This window comes from Streptomyces scopuliridis RB72 (genome assembly GCF_000718095.1).
Taxonomy (GTDB): Bacteria; Actinomycetota; Actinomycetes; order Streptomycetales; family Streptomycetaceae; genus Streptomyces; species Streptomyces scopuliridis.
Window position 1 is genome coordinate 104,640 of sequence record NZ_JOEI01000018.1, and the last position, 20,179, is coordinate 124,818.

General features: G+C 69.8%; 15 protein-coding genes. 7 read left to right on the forward strand and 8 right to left on the reverse strand.

What is annotated here, in order from left to right:
* Positions 1 to 186 precede the first annotated feature (186 nt).
* Positions 187 to 6,384 carry a DNRLRE domain-containing protein gene (locus IF11_RS0122965; protein WP_240627881.1) on the forward strand — a complete coding sequence of 2,066 codons (6,198 nt, stop codon included), beginning with the start codon at positions 187 to 189 and terminating at the stop codon, positions 6,382 to 6,384.
* A 118-nt stretch (positions 6,385 to 6,502) separates the two neighbouring features.
* Positions 6,503 to 6,784 carry a hypothetical protein gene (locus tag IF11_RS0122970; protein ID WP_030353584.1) on the forward strand — a complete coding sequence of 94 codons (282 nt, stop codon included), beginning with the start codon at positions 6,503 to 6,505 and terminating at the stop codon, positions 6,782 to 6,784.
* Between the two features lie 8 nt (positions 6,785 to 6,792).
* Here the strand turns inward: IF11_RS0122970 and IF11_RS0122975 are convergent, their stop codons facing one another.
* The 8 genes from IF11_RS0122975 to IF11_RS0123010 all read right to left on the reverse strand — a co-directional run bounded on the left by IF11_RS0122975 (position 6,793) and on the right by IF11_RS0123010 (position 16,385).
* The gene (locus IF11_RS0122975) at positions 6,793 to 7,413 is read right to left on the reverse strand and encodes a PadR family transcriptional regulator (RefSeq protein ID WP_078490862.1); all 621 of its coding nucleotides are present in this window, start codon (positions 7,411 to 7,413) and stop codon (positions 6,793 to 6,795) included.
* A 160-nt stretch (positions 7,414 to 7,573) separates the two neighbouring features.
* Complete coding sequence (locus tag IF11_RS0122980) at positions 7,574 to 8,548, reverse strand: serine hydrolase (protein ID WP_244888241.1); 975 nt, start codon at positions 8,546 to 8,548, stop codon at positions 7,574 to 7,576.
* 418 nt (positions 8,549 to 8,966) lie between these two features.
* The gene (locus tag IF11_RS0122985) at positions 8,967 to 10,067 is read right to left on the reverse strand and encodes a CU044_5270 family protein (RefSeq protein ID WP_030353587.1); all 1,101 of its coding nucleotides are present in this window, start codon (positions 10,065 to 10,067) and stop codon (positions 8,967 to 8,969) included.
* Positions 10,064 to 10,774: an RNA polymerase sigma factor gene (locus IF11_RS0122990; RefSeq protein ID WP_030353588.1), complete on the reverse strand. Its 711-nt coding sequence runs from the start codon at positions 10,772 to 10,774 to the stop codon at positions 10,064 to 10,066. The genes IF11_RS0122985 and IF11_RS0122990 overlap by 4 nt, the downstream gene beginning before the upstream one ends.
* Before the next feature lie 512 nt (positions 10,775 to 11,286).
* On the reverse strand, positions 11,287 to 12,342 hold the full coding sequence (locus IF11_RS0122995; RefSeq protein ID WP_030353589.1) for an SGNH/GDSL hydrolase family protein: 1,056 nt from the start codon (positions 12,340 to 12,342) through the stop codon (positions 11,287 to 11,289).
* Positions 12,343 to 12,857: 515 nt separating this feature from the next.
* A complete protein-coding gene (locus IF11_RS0123000; protein ID WP_030353590.1) occupies positions 12,858 to 13,511 on the reverse strand; it encodes a response regulator transcription factor in 654 nt (217 codons plus the stop codon).
* Between the two features lie 4 nt (positions 13,512 to 13,515).
* Positions 13,516 to 14,982, reverse strand: a complete 1,467-nt coding sequence (locus IF11_RS36890; RefSeq protein WP_078490863.1) for a sensor histidine kinase — start codon at positions 14,980 to 14,982, stop codon at positions 13,516 to 13,518.
* A 137-nt stretch (positions 14,983 to 15,119) separates the two neighbouring features.
* The gene (locus tag IF11_RS0123010; protein WP_030353592.1) at positions 15,120 to 16,385 is read right to left on the reverse strand and encodes a Clp protease N-terminal domain-containing protein; all 1,266 of its coding nucleotides are present in this window, start codon (positions 16,383 to 16,385) and stop codon (positions 15,120 to 15,122) included.
* Positions 16,386 to 16,601: 216 nt separating this feature from the next.
* Between IF11_RS0123010 and IF11_RS0123015 the strand changes: the two genes are divergently transcribed.
* From IF11_RS0123015 to IF11_RS0123035, 5 genes are all read left to right on the forward strand, one after another.
* The gene (locus tag IF11_RS0123015; RefSeq protein WP_030353593.1) at positions 16,602 to 17,039 is read left to right on the forward strand and encodes a helix-turn-helix domain-containing protein; all 438 of its coding nucleotides are present in this window, start codon (positions 16,602 to 16,604) and stop codon (positions 17,037 to 17,039) included.
* A 14-nt stretch (positions 17,040 to 17,053) separates the two neighbouring features.
* Positions 17,054 to 17,461: a DUF4180 domain-containing protein gene (locus tag IF11_RS0123020; protein WP_051746145.1), complete on the forward strand. Its 408-nt coding sequence runs from the start codon at positions 17,054 to 17,056 to the stop codon at positions 17,459 to 17,461.
* Between the two features lie 43 nt (positions 17,462 to 17,504).
* A complete protein-coding gene (locus IF11_RS0123025; RefSeq protein WP_030353595.1) occupies positions 17,505 to 18,008 on the forward strand; it encodes a pyridoxamine 5'-phosphate oxidase family protein in 504 nt (167 codons plus the stop codon).
* Between the two features lie 196 nt (positions 18,009 to 18,204).
* Complete coding sequence (locus IF11_RS0123030) at positions 18,205 to 18,408, forward strand: cold-shock protein (RefSeq protein WP_015607926.1); 204 nt, start codon at positions 18,205 to 18,207, stop codon at positions 18,406 to 18,408.
* Positions 18,409 to 18,500: 92 nt separating this feature from the next.
* Positions 18,501 to 20,051 carry a DEAD/DEAH box helicase gene (locus tag IF11_RS0123035; protein ID WP_030353596.1) on the forward strand — a complete coding sequence of 517 codons (1,551 nt, stop codon included), beginning with the start codon at positions 18,501 to 18,503 and terminating at the stop codon, positions 20,049 to 20,051.
* Positions 20,052 to 20,179: the final 128 nt, after the last annotated feature.

Genomic DNA, 20,179 nt, shown 5'->3' on the forward strand with positions numbered 1-20,179 from the left:
CGGTATCTTCACGTGTGCACCACATGAATGGTGCTCATGTGACGAAGAGACAGAGGAATGATGACGGTTCACACACTCGCGCCCCACGGGCGCGGGCGGCCATGGTCCGGGGGGAAACTCCGCTTCATAGCGGGGAGTCTGACCCTGGCGCTGGCCATCACTTTGCTCGACGGCGCACGTCCGGCCATGTCCGCCCCGCCCCGGACGCCCGCCGCGCCGGAGAAGCCCGCGGCCACGCAAGCGGCCGACATCGCGTCAGCACGCGTCACCGCGCGGCTGTCCGGCACACGCGTCGAGGCTCTGTCGGAGCGGACGGAAACCTCCACCACGTGGGCCAACAAGGACGGTTCGCTCACCACGGAGCTGACGGCCGGTCCGATCCGGTTCGAGGACGGGATCACCGGCGCGTGGCGGGACGTGGACCTGGATCTGGTCAGCGGCGCGGACGGCTCCGTGGAGCCGAAGGCACACCCCCGCGGGCTGAAGCTCGCCGGCAGGACCGGCGCTCCCGCGGCCTCGTTGAAGGCGGCGCAGGCTTCCCGGGCCACCGACCTGGTCACGCTCGGCGAGGGGGATCAGCAGATCACCCTCCAGTGGAAGGGCGGCCTCCCCACGCCGGAACTGGCCGGCACGCGCGCGGAGTACGTCAACGCCGTGCCCGGCGCGGACGTGGTGGTGGAGGCGACCCGCACGGGTTTCGAGCAGTTCGTCGAGATCAAGAAGAGGCCCGCCACCGACGGCTTCTCCTACACCCTGCCGCTGAAGGCCAAGGGCCTCAAAGCCAAGCAACAGGCCGATGGCAGTGTGCTGTTCACCGACAAGAAGAACAAGAAGCAGGCGGTGATGCCCGCGCCGGTGATGTGGGACTCCACCGTCGACCAGCGATCCGGTGAGCACACCCGCCGCGTTCCCGTCGCGATGAAGGTCGTGGCCAAGGGGTCCTCGGTCGATCTGGTGATCACGCCGGACGCGACGTTCCTCGCCGACCCGGACACGAAGTACCCCGTGACGGTGGACCCCTCCACCTCCTCCCTCTCCAGCGTCTTCGACACCTATGTCCAGCAGGGCGAGACCGTCGACTGGTCGAACGACGTGGAGCTGGATCTGGGCAACCCGGGTACGAAGAACGCCGACGGCACCCCCCGTACCGCGCAGTCCTTCATCTCCTGGAACACCTCGCCGATCCAGGACGCGCTGGTATCCGACGCGAAGCTCTCGCTGTGGAACTTCCACTCGGGCAACAACGTGGACTGCAAGGCGTACCCGTGGGAGGTGTGGTCGTCCGGCGCGGCCTCCACGTCCAGCCGGTGGACGAACCGGCCGGCCATGACGGCCAAGAAGGCCACCTCCACCGAGACGCGCGGCAATGCCTCGTGCACCACCCAGCCCGATGGGTGGATCAACGCCAACGTCACGACGCTGGTCCAGGACTGGGCGTCCGCCAAGGCCACCCGCGGGCACATGGGACTGCGAGCCACCGACGAGAGCGTGCTGGCGCAGTGGAAGCGGGTCAACTCGGCCAACGCCGCGGCCAACCCGCCCAAGCTGGTCGTCACGTACAACTACCGGCCGCGTACCGGCACCAAGCAGGAGGCCGGCCCCCCGTACTTCTCCTACTCCGGCGCCTACACCGTCAACACCGTCACTCCCACGCTGCGTGACACCTTCGTCGACGCCAACGGTGACAAGGTCAACGGCACCTTCCAGATTTTCGACAACGCCACGAACCTCCAGGTCGGCGATGTCATCGTCTCGCCGTACGTGCCCTCAGGGCAGGTCGCCTCGGTGACGGTGCCCTCGGGTGTGCTGAGCAACGGCAAGACCTACAAGTTCCGTACCTCGCCGTATGACGGCACCCACTACAACGTGGGCTGGTCGGCGTGGAAGACGTTCACCGTCGACACCAGCTCGCCCTCGGCCCCGGCGAAGATCACATCGACGGACTACCCGTCGGACAAGTGGGTCAAGGGCGCCGGCCAGGCAGGTGTCTTCACCGTCACCCCGCCCGCGGCCGACCACAACTGGCTCGAATGGTCCCTGGACGGAGTGACCTGGTCCAAGGTGGCGACCAGCGGCGCGAGTTCGGACAGGACGATTTCCGTCACCCCGCCGAAGAACGGCACCCACACCCTCCAGGTGCGGTCCGTCGACAAGGCGGACAACAAGTCCGAACCTGTCGAGTACACCTTCCACGCCGGACCGGGCGGATTCGTCCAGCCGGCCGACGGCGAGCGCACCGCGCGCCGGATGCCGCTGGTCGCCGAGGCCGAAGCCGGTAAGTACGACAAGGTGTCCTTCTCGTGGCGGCGCTCGGAGGCCGACGCGTGGACGGCGATTCCCGCCGGTCATGTCACGGCGGGGGGTACGCCGCTGACCGCGTGGCCGGTGCCGCTGACGAACGGCAAGAACGCCGCTCTGGTGTGGAACGCCACCGACACGGTCGACCCGGACGGTTCGGTGCAGATCAAGGCCGACTTCACCGGCCCGGCCGGTGCCACCGGCGAGACCCCGCCGCTGGCGGTCGTGGTCGACCGCAACGCCGACGGCGCGGCGGCGGCCGAGGCCGGCCCCGGATCGCTCAACCTCCTCACCGGTGACTACACCCTGTCGGGAACCGATGTGTCCGTGCTGGACATGACGGTCACCCGCAGTGTCTCTTCCCGGTCGGCGAACGCCGGGGCCACGCAGGACGGCCAGGCGCCGATCTTCGGCAAGGAGTGGGTGGCGGGAACAGTCGCCCAGGCGGTCCAGTCGGACTACTCGGAGCTGCGCAAGACCTCGGCGACCTCACTGGACGTCGTCACGGCCGACGGTGAGACGATCTCCTTCACCGCCAACGCGGCCAGGACCGGCTGGGTACCCGAGCCCGGCAGCGAGGACCTGACCCTCAAGGGCTCTCTCACGTCCGGTGACTTCACCCTGTCGAACACCGACGGAAGCGTCACCACCTTCAGCCCCGTGGCGGGTTCGAGCACCGCGTGGCCCGTCTCCCGCTCGCTGATCGACGGGCAGGCCAACTCCACCACCGAGGTCGTCTCCGAAGCCGTCACCGTTGACGGCAAGGTACTGGCCCGGCCCAAGCGGGTCATCGCGGCCACCAGCGCGGTGACGCTCGGCACCTGCGAGGCGACCCCGTCGACCCGGGGCTGCCGGGTCCTGGAGTTCGTGTACGCCGCCTCCACCACCGCGACCGGCTCGTCCCTGGGCGAGTTCAAGGGCCAGGTCTCCGAGATCCGCCTCTGGGCGACGTCCCCCGGTGCCTCGGCGTCCACCGCGACCGCCGTGGCGTCGTACCGCTACGACGACGCCGGGCGGCTGCGCGAGACCTGGGACCCCAGGATCAGCCCCGCGCTGAAGACGTCCTACACCTACGACAGTGCCGGGCGCGTCACCCAGATGAAGCCCCCGGGGCAGCTGCCGTGGAGCTTCACCTACGGCAAGGTGGGCACCGACCCGGTCTCCGGCGAGGGGATGCTTCTCAAGGTTACCCGGCCGACCCTCAAGGCCGGATCCGCCGGCGAAACCGACGGCAACACCGCCCAGACGTCCATCGTCTACGGCGTTCCGCCGACCGGAACGAAGGCACCCCATCCGCTGGGCGCCAGTGACGTCAAGGCGTGGGGGCAGCTTGAGGCCCCCACCGACGCCACCGCCGTCTTCCCCGCCGACGCCGTGCCCTCCTCGCACGACGGCCAGGCCCTGAGCGCGGGCGACTACCGCCGTGCCATGGTGCATTACCTCGACAGCTCCGGCCGCGAGGTCAACACCGCCGACGCCGGCAAGAACATCACCACCACCGAGTACGACCGGTTCGGCAACGCGGTCAGGGAACTGTCGGCGGCCAATCGTGCCCTGGCGCTCGGCGGCACCGACAGCGCGAAGGCGCAGCTCGCCGATCTCGGTATCGCCGCCCTGCCGTCGGCGGAGCGAGCGGAGCTGCTGTCCAACCGCGGCATCTACAACGCCGACGGCTCCCGCGAGGTCGAGACGCTCGGCCCGCTGCACCGCGTCGTACTGGAGTCGGACCTCAAGGAGGGCACCACCACGGTGGCGGCCGCGGGCGAGCAGGCCGTCGCCCGGCACCGCACGGTCAGTGAATACGACAGCGGACGCCCCACCGACGGCACGGCCTCCGTCTCCGACAAGGTCACCAAGAGCACGGTGAGCGCCCAGCCGCGCAACTGGCCGGCGCTCAACGCCGACCCGCGGGTCACCCAGACGGTCTACGACTGGGTCAAGGGCCAGCTCACCAGCACCATCCAGGACCCGGGCGGTCTGGCCATCACGGAGAAGGCCACGTACGACAGCTCCGGGCGCCTGATCAGCCGCAGCCTGCCCGCTTCCGGCGGAACCGACGCGGGCACGCAGATCACCGACTACTACACCGGCGACGGCACCGGCGTCTGCGGCGGAAAGCCCGAATGGGCCGATGAGGAGTGCCGCACACGCCCGGCCGCCACGGTCACGGGAGGCGGATCCAACCCCTCCGAGCTGGTGACCACCACCGCCGAGTACGACCGGTGGGGCGAGACCGCCAAGCTGACCGAAACCGCCAACGGCAGCACCCGCGTCAAGACCACCACCTACGACGCCGCGGGCCGCGCCTCGACGGTCACCACCAGCGGAGGGACCGGCACCGCGGTCCCGGCCGTGACGACGACGTACGACCCGGACAGCGGCAAGGTCGCCACGATCACGTCCACGGACGGTGGCACCGTCAAGAAGAGCTACGACCAGCTCGGCCGCCTGATCTCGTACACCGACGCCGACGGCGGCGTGACCACCAGTCAGTACGACGCCGAGGGGCAGCCGCTCCTGGTGAGCGACAACATCCCCTCCAGCACCGCCTACGCCTACGACACCACGGCCGACGCCCGGGGACTGCCCACCTCCATCACCGACTCGGTGGCCGGAACGTTCACCGTCACCTACGACGCCGACGGCCAGGTCCTGACCCGGAAACTGCCCGGCGGCTTCACCATGCGCCAGAGCACCAACCCGGCAGGCATGCCCACCGAGCGCAGCTACAGCCGCGACAGCGACGGGGAAGTCCTCTTCTCCGAAACCATCGTGCCCACCGTCCACGGGCAGCGCTCCTCCTACACCGGCTCCGCCGGCCAGACGGCGGGAGAGACCTACACCTACGACAAGACCGGAAGGCTCGTCCGGGCCGCGGACGACGCCGTCGACGGCACCTGCGTCACCCGCAGCTACACCTTCGACAAGAACTCCAACCGCAAGACCCTGACCACCGCCGCCGCGGCCCCCGGGCTGGAGTGCACCACCACAGGCGGAACGACCACCACCCACACCTACGACAGCGCCGACCGCCTGGTCGACGCCGGCTACACCTACGACGCCTTCGGCCGCACCACCGCGGCCCCCGGCACCACGCTGGCGTACTACACCAATGACCTGGTCCGTCAGCAGACCACCGGAAACCAGCGCCAGATCTGGACCCTCGACTCCCAGCTGCGCTCCCGCGCCTGGACGGTCGAGACCAATGCCTCGGGCAGCTGGACCACGACCCAGTCCAAACTCAATCACTACAGCTCCGACGCCGACACTCCGCGCTGGACCGTGGAGGACACCGCCACCGGCGCCCTGACCCGCAGCGTCAACGGCTTCGACGGCCAGCTCGCCGCGACCACCGCCAAGAGCGGCGGAACCGTCCTCCAACTGGTCAACCTGCACGGTGACGTGGTGATCCAACTGCCCACCACGGCCGGACAGGCCGCCACGGTCCTCAACACCGACGAATACGGCAACCGCGCCCCGGACCAGGCCGCCACCCGCTACGGCTGGCACGGCGGTATGCACCGCTCCAGTGAGACCCTCACGGACCTCACTCTCATGGGCGTGCGCCTCTACAGCCCGGCCCTGGGACGCTTCCTGTCCGCCGACCCGGTGCCGGGAGGCAGCTGCAACGCGTACGACTACGCCTGCGCCGACCCGGTCAACAACGAGGACGTGACCGGCTGCGCGACCTGCCGGGTCCCCAAGCACGCCTGGACCGGCCGCAGTTACACGACCGTCCTGCGCACCACCGGCTGGAGCTACGGCAGCTGGCAGAACCACAACTACCACTGGTTCTGGGACGTCGTCAGCGGCGACTGGGGCCCGCTGCCCATCACGTCCTGGAAGCGCCAGTACAAGTACCGCAAGCAGTACGTCTTCAAGTGCAAGGTCGTGGCCTGGTACGGCTGGGGCCGCCAGAAGATCCTGGCGACCTTCGAAACCCGCTACCAGTACTCCTACCGCGACCGCACCACGTACCGGGTCGCCTGGTCGGGCTTCAAGTGGACCCGCACCGGCGGCTGGAGCTGGACCCGGACATCCCGGACCTACGTCTCCTCGTACCGGATCGTCTACACACGAGGCTGACCGGACCACTGACCGACCCTGAGTAGTGTGGCGATCCGCAGATCACTTTCTGCGGATCGCCACCGCCACTCTCCCCCCGCAGACCCGCAGACCCGCAGAACCGCACCGGAGACACGTCATGCTGTTCGTCATCGCCCTCATCGGAATCTCCCTACTGGGCTTCACCCTGTGGTACTCGCTGCGCGTCACCAAACTGCGCGACCTGCCCACATGGCGCCGATTCCTCCCCCTCGGCCTCCTCCTGCTCTCCACCGCGGCCAGCCTGCTGCGGGCCGTCGGCATCCCCCAGATCGCGAACGCGGTCGCGTTCCCCCTGCTCCTGGCCGCGATCGCGGTGTCGGTGGCGGAGGTACGGGCGGAGAGCAGGCGGCGCGGTGCGGTCGTCCTCGGCGAGAAGTAGCGCAGGTATCACCCGGCGTTCACGTTGTTCCGGCGCTGAGGGTCTGTGCGACGGATCGGCGGGCCGCGATGCGGGCGATCAGACGCAGCCCGAGCAGGACCGGGACCGGCAGCATCGTGGACAGTCGTGTCAGGCGGGCCCAATTGCTCGCAGGCCCGCAACCAGCGCAGGTCCGCCTGCAACCGCAGAGCGACACCCTCCAGCAGCAAGCCGGCGGTCGAGCCGTCCGGCTCGGCCAGCAGCGCGCGCTGCGCCTGCCGCAGGCGTCTCAGCAACTCGCGGCGGTGCACGGCCACCAGCTCCACCGGATCGGCGAGCCGGGCCGCTTTCGCCGCCGACAGCTTGAGGTGGAGCTCGGCCAGGTCCTGCTTCGGCCAGTTCACCTCGGTCAGCCAGGTGGCCACCCGCTGCCGTCCGGCCGGTGTCAGCGCGTACACCTTCCGGTCCGGCGGCCCTTCCGTTCGTTCGCGGACGACCAGTGCCGCTCGTTCCAGCCGGGCCAACGTCACATAGACCTGGCCCGCGTTCATCGATTCCCCGAGCGGACCGAGTACCCGCCGCAGCCACGCGCGGAGGTGGTAGCCGTGCGATGGCTCCTTCGCGAGCATCGCCAGCACCACGTCTTGCATGCGTCCCCCTAACGACCAGCTCATGGATAGCGGGTTAGCCGTCACAGGAGCCAACCGAGGCCCTGCCCGCTCCTGTTACCGTCCGTAATCCTGCCTGGTGGCGAGAGGTGACTGCGCTCACCGGCTCCGCCGCCCGGCCTGAGCCGGGCGGCGGGGTGGGTCACCGGTTGCCGTCGGGCACCAGGGAACCGTCGGAGGTGTCGGGCAGGTCCTGGCGGTGCTGTTCCTGGAGCGGGACGAGGGTGGTCCCGTTGAGGTCCGCGTGGACCCTCCGGGCGATGTTCTCGATCACCGCGACGCTGGCGGGCATGCCCGTGTTGTCGGCGGTCAGGACGGCGAGGCCGTAGTCATGCCCCTGCCCGGTGAACGCGCCGACGCTGTGCACACGCCATCCGCCGCTGCTGCGCTGCAGCCAGCCGTTCTTGACATGTACCGTCGCTTCGCTCGGCGCGCCCGCGGGGACGCCCCAGCGCTGAGCGGGGATCACCTGGTTCATCAGGCCCAGCGCGTAGGCACGGCGGTCGTCGTCGAGAACGGAGTTCACCGAGGTGAGCAGCTCCATCAGCCTGAGCTGGTCGGCGGCGTTGATCCGCGTCAGCCCCCAGTAGCCGTCCGGGTCGGGGGTCGTGTGCTCCATGCCCGCGAGGCGCAGGAAGTCCGAGATACGGGCGAGACCGAGCCGCTTCCACAGCGTGGTCGTCGCGTCGTTGTCGGACGCCGTGATCATTTTGGTGGTGAGGGTGCGCTCGGACGAGGTCAGGTCCCGGTTCTCGTTCTGGGCCCGGCGCAGGAGCGCGCCCAGAACGATGACCTTGACGACGCTCGCCGAGTCGTACCACTGGTCCGCGTTGAACGCGCACTTGGTGCCTGTGGTGCGGTCGTACAGAGCGACGGAGACCCGTCCCGTGAGGGTGGCGTCCTCCACCACGGCCTGGATGTCCTCGCGGAGCCGGTTCGCGAGGCCGGCTTTGTCGGACGTGCAGGAGACCTCGGACCGGGGCTGCTCCGCATCGGTGGCGGGTAGCGCGCTCGCCGGGCAGGCCGTGGCCAGGAGCGCGGCGGCGGTGCCGACGAGGACGGACACGGTCGCGGTGCGCCGAAGGCGACGGGGAAGGATGGAAAGGGGAGAAGACAAGCGTGTTCCCTAGGGGGTGTGCGGAGGGGGGTGGGCCGAGTGCGCCGACGTATGGTCGTGCAGCACGTCGATTTCCCGCCTCTGGAAGATGTCCCTTTCCGTTTTTGGCGTCACAAGATCTGATGACCGATGCGACAGAGTGGTACCCCGCTCGGGCCGTTCAGTCCCGTTCCGTCTCACCCGTCGGCTCGGAGGCAGGTCGATCGCTGGTGTCCGTGCAGCTGGGGAGATCGCGACGGTGAGAAGCACACCAAGCGGCATCCGGCAGAACTGGCCGGATGCCGCTTGGTGAGCCCTGATCGGGTCTTGCCGATGCCGTCCATGAGGTCATGGACAGCACCGACTGCCGCCGCTGCCCGGACCGGTCGCGGGACGGGTCAGGACGACAGAGAAGCAGCCGGAGTGGTGGCCGGAGGACCTACGAGGACGAGGACGGGGTCTGCTTCATGTGGTCGACGACGGCGCGCGTGATGATGGCGCTGGTGTAGTTGACGGTGCCGGGCTTGATCACGACGCCCTCTTCCTTCATCTGCTTCACCTGAACGTTGCGCTCGCCGAGGAAGGCATGGGTCTTCTTGTCGAAGATCCACTCCTCGCGGGCGCCGCTGGTCTCGTCCAGCCGGGCGACGGCGACGCCGGGCCGGCCCGCCGCGTCGACGGCGTCGTTCACGACGACCACCCCGGGGATCTTCGCGGCGGTCTTGAACAGCGCCGGGTACAGCTCCGCGGGCGGGTAGCTCTCGCTGAGCAGGTCCCCGATCGTGCTGAACGCCTGCTGGTCGGGGGAGTTGCCCTGGCCGGCGGTCTCCTTGTAGATCTTCGCCAGCAGCTGGTCGGGGTCGGTGGTGAGCTTGGTCAGGTAGTCGTACGACGGACCGTTCAGGCCTGCCTTGTAGGGGTTGCCCTGCTCGTCGGGCAGGCTCAGGGTCTCGCCCTCGGGAGTGTCGTTGACCGCGGGGTCGATCAGCCAGCCCTTGGTGCCGTCGGCGGACATCCAGCTCTGCCGGGTGTGCAGGGGGTGGCTGGCGAGGCTGCTCCTGCCGTCCACGGTCTTGACGAAGGTGGTGGCCGTCTTGGACTCGATGTAGATGAACTGGCCAAGCCCGACGCGCGGGTGGGGCGTGCCGGAGGCGGCGGCGAGCGAGATCTGGTCGAGCAGCTGGGGTGCGCCGTCGGCGCTGGCGGTGCCGAGGTCGGTGGTCAGGGCCGGCCCGGTGGCGGGACCGCTTCCGCCACCGCCGTTGTTGAGCACCGAGGCGGTCACGATCACGCCCGCCACCACCGCGGCCATCGCGGGCAGCGCGATCGCCAGGCGCGGCAGCCGCGGCCGCCGGGCCCTCTTGCCCGGGGCGGGGGTCGCCGTACGGTCGTCGCTCTGCCGCATGTCGTGGATCTGGGCCATCAGACGCTCCTTGTGGAACTGGTGACGGCCCGGCGGCAGGTCGCGCGCTGTCCGGGACATGAGCTGGGCGCTCTCGTCCATGTCGGCCGGGTGCTGCCGGGACGGGTTCGCGTTCATCGGTTTCCTTCCTGTACGGGCCGGATCGCGTTGTCGTGATCGCCTCTTATCTGTCGGACGGGGAGGACGGCTTCCCGTTTCCCGCGCACTTTTTTCCGGGCCCCCTCCCGTCCGGGGCGCGACAGCTCGGTCGCCGGCCGGGGCGTGGCGCCCAGCGGGCGGGCGAGTTCGGCCTCGGCCAGCGCGCGCAGCTTCCTGCGGGCCCGGGACAGCCGGGAGGCGACGGTGCCGACGGGGATGCCGAGCGCCTCGGCCGCGGCCTCGTAGTCCAGGCCCTCGCCCAAGCAGAGCGCGATGACCTCCCGCTCGGGCCGGCGCAGCGCGGCAAGGGAGGTGAGAACGGTCGCGAGACGCCGGCGGTCGTCGATCCGGTCGGCCACCTCGTCGGCGTGGTCGGGCACCGACAGCTCGGCCGCGGCGGCGGCGTTGGCGGCGGCCCGGTACCGGCGGTTGGACCGGAACTGATTCCGCGCGGTGTTGGTGGCGATCCCCAGCAGCCAGGGCCGCAGCGAACCCCCCTCGGGATCCACCCTCTCCCGCAGCCTCCACGCCTCCATGAACGTAGCGGCCATGACGTCCTCCGCGGTCGACCAGTCGGCGGTCAGCCGGAACGCATGGTTGTAGATCGCGCGCGCATAGCTGTCGAACAGCTCGGCGTACGCGCTCGAATCCCCGGCTCTGATCCGGGTACGCAGTTGAGTGCTCACTTCAGAGAGCTGTCCGGCACCACACACCGACTTCCCGTGACCTGCGCCACACGCCACTCACTCCTGTCCCGGGGCTCGGGCACCGGCGTGGTTCGACGAGGCGCGGCTCAACCGCCCGCCTCAGACCGGCCCCGGATGGCAGAACAGCGGGCCGGGGCCGGTCTGAGAACCGGTCACTTTCGCCAGAACAGGTGGTGCGTCACCCCGCTCGGGCTGGGCACGACATCCAGACTCCCGCCCACGACCACGCACGAGCACCCCGACCAAACGTCACACCAGCCCCGCTGAAGCAGCTCAACTCAAGTAGGCGGAGGCTCACTGGAGAGCCGGGTGCGGTCAAAGCCGTCTGCCCGGTTGGGGAAGGGGGCCGTCGGAAAAGGACCCGAGCCACGGGCACCTCGTCGGCGGCCTGTTTCACGTGAAGCGGCGGGGGCTGGAAACGGAGCGTCAGCTACCGCGCCAGCCCCGACCCTACCCGTTTGAAGACAGCAAAGCCCCCGGTCAGCGGGGCGTCATCGCTTGGCGATGGGGAGGGCTGCGGAGACCAGGTGGGCCTGCTCGTTGTGCCCGTACTCGTTGGGGTGAGCCGCACCCCACAAGGCATAGTCGGGGTTGGTCTTGGGGGCAGGGACGGGCCAGATCCACCGGTTGGGGGACGCGGGCTGGCAGGGCTCGTGCCCCTTGAAGTGGTCGTAGGTGTTCACGTAGGTGACAGCGAAGTTGGGCTCTTTCGCGGCCAGCCCGGTGACGGTGTCCTCGACGCTTGCGTTGAACGCTTCGAACTTGCCCCGCAGCCACACGAGGTCACCGTGGGAGACCGGCCCGAGCCCGTTCCTCAGGAAGGGGATGGGATCCGTGTAGAAGTTGCACCGCGTCACGTCCTGGGGGATGACTGCGGGATAGCCGACGACCGCTACCTGAGCCTGCGGAGCCCGCTTGTGGATTTCCAGCAGGGCCTTCTGGATTTCTTCCTGTGCCCCCGGGATGTCGAACTGGTAGTTCCTCTCGCGGTTTTCGGAGCGGTCCTTGCACGAGGTGCCCTGGGGGTCGTTGCCCCTGCCGGTGCCGCCGAAGTCGCGGTCGGTCCCGTCATTGATGCAGGTGAGGAAGACGTTGCTGACTCCGCTGTCGTTGCCTCCCATCTGAAACGTCACGTACTTGGTGTCGGCGTCGACCTCGTCGATCATCGCCGGGGTCCGCCCGCCGTCGATGGACTCCCAGAAGCCACCCCTTCCGGACCCCCAGACACCCTTCTTGAGGGTCGCCCCGTTGCAGGAGGTGTCGGTGATGTCCCAGCCCTTGGCTTCGGCCACCTGATGGGGATAGTTCCTCAGCGACCGTCCGCCGCAGGCTTCATCGGTCGGGTCGAGCGGCTCGATGGAGCCGCCGGCGGCGAACGAGTCGCCGATCGCCACGTACTTGGGATCGGCCGGCTTGGACGCCGCGGGCGCCGTATGGGACTGCGGTGCGGCGACCGCGACAGACAGCCCCACGCCGAGCAGGGACGCGGCGGCTGCAGCGATCGCCGAACTGCGCAGCAGGCGGCGTGACGAACGTCGACCGGGCAAGGTGACCTCCTCGTTGGTGTCCCCACCTCAAGGCGGGTGGGGACTCCGACGAATACTCACCAAACTCTCAGGTAAGAGGCAAATCGGTACACCATATGGGTGACGGGATGATCGAACCTCCGCAAAGTCTCGATCGGCAAGCCTCTGACAGTCGTCGGCGATCCGGTCGACGAGGGAGTCCAGCTCCTGGCGGGGCATGCCGGTCAGGGCCGGATCCGACAGCGCAAGCCGCTGACTCGGGCGAAGAAGGAGGTCAACAAGCTGATCGCCAGTGAACGGGCGGTGTGGGAGCACGCGTTCGCGCATCCATTGAAGTTCAGACCCTCAGTAGCTGAGCCGCGTGTTCCTCCCGTGATGGCGACAACGCTGGTGAGACTCCCCGGGCCGGACAAACTCATCGCCGCGTCCGCGACGGTCAGAAATTGGGCTGCCCACTGGGTGTGGCTGGACACCCCGGACGCGCTCGTCCCGTGACCCCCAGCTCCGCACACTGTGTCAGAGCCTCAGCTCAGCGCTCAGCGCTCGGCCAGCAGCTCCGCGTCGTGGGCCAGGACCGCCGCCTGGACACGGTTGGCGCAGCCCGTGGTCGTCAGGATCCGGCTGATGTGGGCCTTGACCGTACCGGCGCTCAGATACAGCTGATCGGCGATCTCCGCGTTCGACAGACCGGTCCCGACCAGCCGCAGGACCTCCCGTTCCGCGGCGGTCAGCTTCTCCGTCCGGCGCAGGGCGGCCTGGGTGTCCTCCGTGGAGCGTACGTGCTGTTCCATCAGCCGCCGGGTGATCCGGGGGGCCAGCACTGGTTCGCCGTTCGCGGCGCGCCGTACCGAGTGGATCAGCTCCGTGGGACCGGTGTCCTTGAGCAGGAAGCCGCTCGCGCCGACCCGCAGGGAGCGCGTCACGCTCTGCTCCTCGCCGAAGGCCGTGAGCATCACCACGTATGTGGCGGGCGAGATACGGGTGATCTCCTCGGCGGCGGCGATCCCGTCCCTGCCCGGCATCTGGATGTCGAGCAGCGCCACGTCGATGGTCCGGTCGCGGCAGGCGGCGACGGCTTCGCGGCCGTCGGCCGCTTCGGCCACCACCTCGATGTCCTCGGCGTTCTCCAGGATCAGCCGGATGCCGGCGCGCATCAGCGTCTCGTCGTCGGCTATGAGGACTCGTATCACCTGTTCATCTTAGGACGGCCGTTGTCAGGAGAATTATCAGGAAAGTCGCGGTGGGCAGTATGACGAGCGCCGCCGCACAGCCCGCTCCCAACACCCGTGGCCAGGTGAGGACTTCCGTCGACAGGGGAGGGCGGGTCCCCGTACGGACCGTCCGGCCCCCGGCGGGTTCGCTCGCCGGCGGCAGGGGGACGGCGGCCGTGGGCATTCCGTTCGGACGCGACGGCAGCAGGGCGACCACCCGAAACCCGCCGTCCGGCAGCGGGCCCGCCGTGAACGAGCCGCCGAGCAGGGCGATCCGCTCCTCCAGGCCGACCAGCCCGCTGCGGTTTCCGGGCTGTGGGCGACGGCCCTCGCGCGGCGCCTCGTTGGTGACGGAGACCTCGATCACGCCGTCCCTGTTCCTGATCTCCACGCGCGTGGGCGCCCCGGACGCGTGCTTCAGTACGTTCGTCAGCCCCTCCCGGACCACGCGGTGCATGGACTGGCGGGTGCGCGGGCTCGGATCAGCCGAGTCGGGGACCGACCAGTCCAGCTCCACGCCGACACCCGCCAGCCGGGACTCCGCCACCAGGGCGCTGACGTCGTCGCGCGTCCCCCGGTCCCGTTCCGGCTCCGACGTCGCCTCCTCGCGGCGCAACAGGCCCAGGATGTCGCGCAGTTCCTCCATCGCCGTACCGGCCGTCGTACGCAGCAGCTCGGCCTGCCCGGCCAGCGGCGGTGCCTGGCGCGCGGCGGCCATTTCCAGCGCCCCGGCGTGCACCGAGATCAGGCTGAGCCGGTGGCCGAGGAGATCGTGCATCTCACCGGCGATACGGGTACGTTCCTCCATCCGCGCCGCCGCCGCCGTCAGTGAACGGGCCTGCTCCAGATAGGTGTTGCGTTCCCGCAGCAGACTGACCAGGGGGCGGCGCCGCCCGAGCAGTGTCCCGGCGAGCGCGGGGAGCAGTACGAGGAGAACGGCAGAGGCGGCGTTCCCCGCCAGATACTCCACCCAGGCGCCGGGCACGATCAGGCTTCCGGTGATCGTCAGTACGACGCATACCGCGCAGGCGATCCCCGCCGCGCGCCAGGCCCGGCGCGGCGGAGCGATGCGGCGGGTGGCGGACAGCACGATCAGCGGTACCACCGCCATTACCCAGACGTTGGGGCCCACCAGCAACGGTCCCGTCCCCAGCACCGCCTGTACCGGACGGTATCGCCGCAGCGGCATCAGGCACGCCGCGTACAGCGCCTCCAGTACGGCCAGTACCGGCCGTTCGGGCCGTATCAGCAACAGGGGGACGAGTCCGAGGGCCGCCGTCAGTACGACGGCCAGCGTCTCGGCGACGACGGTGCGGCGCGGGGCCCGGCGCACGGCGGGCCATGCTCCCGCCGCCTCGCGCCGTACCGACCGTACGGCGTGCGCCGTCCCGGACCTCGCGCGCGACCAGGCCCGCCGCGCGCGCTCGGGCGGCAGCCGCCTCACGTCCATCCCAGCCCTCGCCCCTCGTCCAGTCCCCTGTCCGGCGGATGGCCCCTGTCCGGCGGACGCTCCCTGACCGGCGGCTCTCCGGGTGGCAACGGTAGCGTCGGCCGGACCGCCGGGCGCCTCGCGGGGTCGGCCGCCCCTCACGCGCTCAGTCGCGGAGCCAGGTCCGCCTTCAGCGCGGTCGGGTCCACGCCGTGCGCGCGCAGCCGCCGGGAGACCGAGCCCTCCTCGTCGTCCGCCACATCATCGAGGAGCGCGGCCAGGAGGTGCACCGTTCCGGCCGAGGAGGCGTGGTGCTCCGCCGCGATGAGCCGCGCCGAGGCAAGGGTCCGCTCGGCGGCGGCGGAGAGCGGCACCTCATCGGGTACGGGGGACGGGTCGGCGGCGAGGGCGGACAGGGCCAGCGCGTCCAGCCGTACTCCATGCGTACGCAGCAGACCGGCGGCCCCGTTGACGGCCGTGACCTCGGCCGGCAGCGACCGTCCCGCGAGGGACAGCGCCCGGTCCAGGGCCAGGACGGCCAGCAGCAGATGGACCGGCTCCACCGCGCTCCGTCCGCACCGTACGGCCTGGCGACCCGACTCGACGATCACCGCGAACAGCATGGACGTGCCGTCGCCGGGGTGCTGGGTCGTCCACGCCATCACCTTGCGCGCCAGCCAGTTGCTCCGGTCCTGTAGCAGCCCGGCCCGGCGCAGGACGGTGACGGCGTGGGAGAGCGGGCGGTCGGTCGCGGGCGCGGCCGGTGTGTCCCGCGAGTCGCGTGCGTCCAGCGCGTCCAGTGCGGCGTACGCGGCGGCCCGGTCGAGCCGCCGCAGCGCGTACGCTTCCCGCGCCCTGCTGTCGGGGAGGTCCAGCAGGGCGCGGGCCACATGCCGGGCGTACACACCGGGGGACGCCTCCAGGCGGGCGAGCCCGAGGGCGAGGAACAGGCAGGCGCGCAGGGCGCTGGACGGCTCGGGCCATTCCTGGTCGCCCTGCGCGACCGACTCCGTCGTCTCTGCCGTCTTCGCCGTTTCCGCTGTCTCCGCTGTCTCCGCCGTCTTGGATGCCTTCGTCGTCTTCCGGGCGCGCATTGCGGTCTGCCACTGCGCGACGCGCCACGCGGCGGCAACCTCGTGCTCATCGGCGGGTTCGCCCGACGTCTCGTCGTCGTGGTCGTCGCTCGCCCAACCGCGCCCCGCCCGGCCGCGGATCAGTCCGCTAAGCGCACTGGCGTGCCGCATGCCGGGGGCGATCGCCTCGCCGGCCGCCGAGTCGCCCATGACCAGGGTGGCGAGCAGGTCCTCCGTGCCCACGGTCCGAGACTCGCACTTGAATGCGCTCTGAAGCGTCTCCACGAGAAGTTCGATGACATCGGTCTCGAACTCCGTTGTCACGGAGGTGAGTTGTGGGTGGTTCTCCATCGGGCGATTCCCCTCGGGGTGCGGGTGCGGTGTGTTGGCTGATCCGCGAACGACGCTAGGCGTCCGCCCCGTACCGGCGCATCGGCCGACCGGCCACGCTCACGGTCCGACCGGCCACAGCCGCCGTCCGATCGGCAGACTTCCCCAAACTTCCCTGAACTGCTCAACGGAATGGTAGTTTAGGGAAGGATAAGGAAGTCGAAGGAGCTGGAGTCATTGCCGCAGCAGTACTACTCGGTGGACCAGGTGGCGGAGCTGCTGGATCTCCATGTGCGGACGGTGCGCGGTTACGTACGGGACGGCCGGCTGAAGGCGACCCGCATCGGTAAGCAGTACCGGATCGCGCGCGAGGATCTGGAGGCGTTCACCGGCCGCCCGGCGCCCTCGTCCTCCCCCTCCGCCGGCCCGGAACGGCGCCAGGCCGAGGCATCCGTCATCGTGCGGATCGACGCGATCGGCCCCGAGGCGACCATGCGTCTGACGAACACGGTCATGGCCGCCATCGCGCACGGCCAGGACGGCGGCGAACGCTTGCGCGTGGAGACCGTCTACGACGAGGAGCGGGCCGTGCTGAAGGTGATCATCCTGGGCGGCCTGGACAGCACCGCCGAGCTGCTGAAGATCGTCAACGCCCTGATCGAGCAACCGGAATGAACAGGAACCCGGACATGGCCGAACCCGCCGAAACGTCCCAGCCCCTCCAGACCCTCCAGCACATCCACGGCATACCCGTTCTCCTCTGTGCTCCCGACGGTGATCCGCTGCGCGGCGAGCGCGAGGCGCTCGATCTCATCGGCGACGCGTTCCACCTCGGCGCCGTCTGGGTCGTCATCCCGGCCGGCCGGTTCGAGGACGCCTTCTTCCAGCTGCGTACCCGCGTCGCCGGCGACATCGTCCAGAAGTTCGTCAACTACCGGCTGCGCGTCGCCGTCGTCGGTGACATCGCGCGGCACACGGATGGCAGCGCCTCGCTACGGGACTTCGTCCGCGAGAGCAACCGCGGCACACAGCTCTGGTTCCTCCCCGACATCGAGTCCCTGAGCGCCCGCCTCGGCCCCCAGCCGCACGAGTCGTAAAAAGGCGACAGAAGATGTCCGGTATCCCGTGTTGGCTGGACGCATGACATTCACCTGGGCCGATTTCGTCTCGGCGGAGCCGCGCTTCGCCGAGACCGTTCAGCGGCGATTCGAGAAGCACACCCACCATGTCCTCGCCACTCTCCGCAAGGACGGCTCCCCGCGCGTGACAGGACTCGAAGTCACCTTCAGATTCGGGGAGTTGTGGCTCGGCATGATGCCGAATTCCCGTAAGGCGCTCGATCTGATGCGCGACCCGCGCTTCGCTCTGCACGCGAATCCGGGTGAGGGCGGCGAGATGGCGGACGGCGACGTCAAAGTCGCCGGACGGGCGGTCGAGGTCACGGACGAAGAGACGCTTGTGCGATTTGCGGCGACGGTCGAGCCTCCGCTGCCGTTTCACCTCTTCGGGGTGGACCTCGGCGAGGTGGTGTGGACCGGACTCGACGGTGACGACCTGGTCGTACGGATCTGGCGGCCGGACGGGCCGCTGCGCACCGTACGGCGCGGGTCCGACGACAGTCCGCCCCGCGAGGACCACGGGTGATCGTTGCGCCGGTGCCGGGGCGTGCTAGGCTGACTGCGTTGCAGTTTTGGTACCCATGAACTTTATGTGCGCCTGACGGGAATGTTCCTCAGGCGCATTATTGTTTTTGCCGGCTTCTCCGGATGGGGCTCAATGCGGCGACGAGGAATCCGTAAAGTGCGGATTTCCGGCTCTGCACCTGTTTTAGGAGAATGACATGGCTACAGGCACCGTGAAGTGGTTCAACTCGGAAAAGGGCTTCGGCTTCATTGAGCAGGACGGCGGCGGCGCCGACGTCTTCGCCCACTACTCGAACATCGCCACCCAGGGCTTCCGTGAGCTCCAGGAGGGCCAGAAGGTCTCGTTCGACGTCACGCAGGGCCAGAAGGGCCCGCAGGCGGAGAACATCGTCCCGGCCTAATTTCCGGACGTGTACCTCGCAGCCGGGGCCCGCACCGTGCAGGTGCGGGTCCCGGCTCGCGCTGTTCTCAGGCCCAGGAAGGCTTTTTCCGAATGACTCGATCCGAACGCCCGGCTCGCGCTGCCCGCCCCGCCGGCAAGCGCCCGGTGAACTCCCGCGCGAAGGCGCCCGCGAAGGGCTCGGCGAGGCCGGCCGCCCGCCGCCCCGCCGCGCGCCCGCAGGAGTTCACGCTGCCGGAGACCCTTACCCCCGCGCTGCCCGCCGTCGAGGCGTTCGACGAGCTGGACATGCCCGCAGGACTGCTCAAGACGCTCACCGCCCAGGGTGTGACCACCCCGTTCCCCATCCAGGGCGCGACTCTCCCCAACTCCCTCGCGGGCCGCGACATCCTGGGCCGTGGACGTACCGGCTCCGGCAAGACGCTCGCCTTCGGGCTGGCGCTGCTCGCCCGTACGGCCGGCCGGCGCGCCGAGCCGCGCGCCCCGCTCGCGCTGGTGCTCGTACCCACGCGTGAGCTGGCGCAGCAGGTGACCGACGCGCTCACCCCGTACGCCACCGCCGTCAATCTGAAGCTGACGACGGTCGTCGGCGGGCTCTCGATCAGCAAGCAGGCGGGTTCGCTGCGGCGCGGCGCCGAAGTGCTCGTCGCGACCCCCGGGCGGCTGAAGGACCTCATCGAGCGCGGCGACTGCCGGCTCGACCAGGTGTCGATCACCGTGCTCGACGAGGCCGACCAGATGGCCGACATGGGCTTCATGCCGCAGGTCACCGCGCTGCTCAAGCAGGTCGAGCCGGACGGGCAGCGGATGCTGTTCTCGGCGACGCTGGACAAGAACATCGACCGGCTCGTACGGCAGTACCTGACGGACCCGGTCGTGCACTCCGTCGACCCGTCGCAGGGCGCGGTCACGACGATGGAGCACCATGTGCTCTACGTCCTGGACGAGACGGACAAGAAGGAAGTCACCACGCGGATCGCGGCGCGCGACGGCCGGGTGCTGCTCTTCCTGGACACCAAGCGGTCGGTGGACCGGCTGGTCAAGCGGCTGCTGGCGAGCGGCGTACGGGCCTCGGGGCTGCACGGCGGCCGTTCGCAGCCGCAGCGCAACCGGACGCTGGAACAGTTCAAGACCGGTCTGGTCACCTGCCTCGTCGCGACGAATGTCGCGGCCCGCGGCATCCATGTCGACGATCTCGACCTGGTCGTGAACGTGGACCCGCCGGTCGATCACAAGGACTATCTGCACCGCGGCGGACGCACCGCCAGGGCGGGGGAGTCCGGCAGTGTCGTGACGCTCGTACTGCCCGAGCAGCGGCGCGAGATGACGCGGCTGATGTCGGACGCGGGGATCGCGCCCCGGTCCGCGCGGATCAAGTCCACGGACGAGGAGCTGGCGGCGCTCACCGGCGCGCGGGTGCCCTCCGGGGTGGCCGTCACCATAGAGGTGCCGCAGCAGCCCGTCCAGGCGAAGCCGAAGACGCGCGCGTCGCGTCCGGCGAGGAAGAACACCGGCGGGGGCTCGGGCGGAGGCTCGGGCGCCGGGGGTGGCGCGGCCCGTCTCGGCGGTGCGTCGCGCGGCAGCCGCGGCCGTCGAGGCCGTCCGGACCGGGGCGCCGAGGGCGGACGCCGCACCGCCGCCTGAAGCGGACGTACGTAGTTTTACGCACGACGTCCCACGCACGAAGAACGGAAGCCCGGTGCCGCGCTCGGCGCGCCGCCGGGCTTCCGTACGTCCAGGCCAGGGGGCCACGAATGGGGTGTACGGGGCGC

Coding starts and splice junctions, on each gene's coding strand:
- IF11_RS0122965 (WP_240627881.1), top strand. CDS start 187: ATGTCCGCCCCGCCCCGGACGCCCGCCGCGCCGGAGAAGCCCGCGGCC.
- IF11_RS0122970 (WP_030353584.1), top strand. CDS start 6,503: ATGCTGTTCGTCATCGCCCTCATCGGAATCTCCCTACTGGGCTTCACC.
- IF11_RS0122975 (WP_078490862.1), bottom strand. CDS start 7,413: ATGCAAGACGTGGTGCTGGCGATGCTCGCGAAGGAGCCATCGCACGGC.
- IF11_RS0122985 (WP_030353587.1), bottom strand. CDS start 10,067: ATGAACGCGAACCCGTCCCGGCAGCACCCGGCCGACATGGACGAGAGC.
- IF11_RS36890 (WP_078490863.1), bottom strand. CDS start 14,982: ATGGACGTGAGGCGGCTGCCGCCCGAGCGCGCGCGGCGGGCCTGGTCG.
- IF11_RS0123010 (WP_030353592.1), bottom strand. CDS start 16,385: ATGGAGAACCACCCACAACTCACCTCCGTGACAACGGAGTTCGAGACC.
- IF11_RS0123020 (WP_051746145.1), top strand. CDS start 17,054: ATGGCCGAACCCGCCGAAACGTCCCAGCCCCTCCAGACCCTCCAGCAC.
- IF11_RS0123025 (WP_030353595.1), top strand. CDS start 17,505: ATGACATTCACCTGGGCCGATTTCGTCTCGGCGGAGCCGCGCTTCGCC.
- IF11_RS0123030 (WP_015607926.1), top strand. CDS start 18,205: ATGGCTACAGGCACCGTGAAGTGGTTCAACTCGGAAAAGGGCTTCGGC.
- IF11_RS0123035 (WP_030353596.1), top strand. CDS start 18,501: ATGACTCGATCCGAACGCCCGGCTCGCGCTGCCCGCCCCGCCGGCAAG.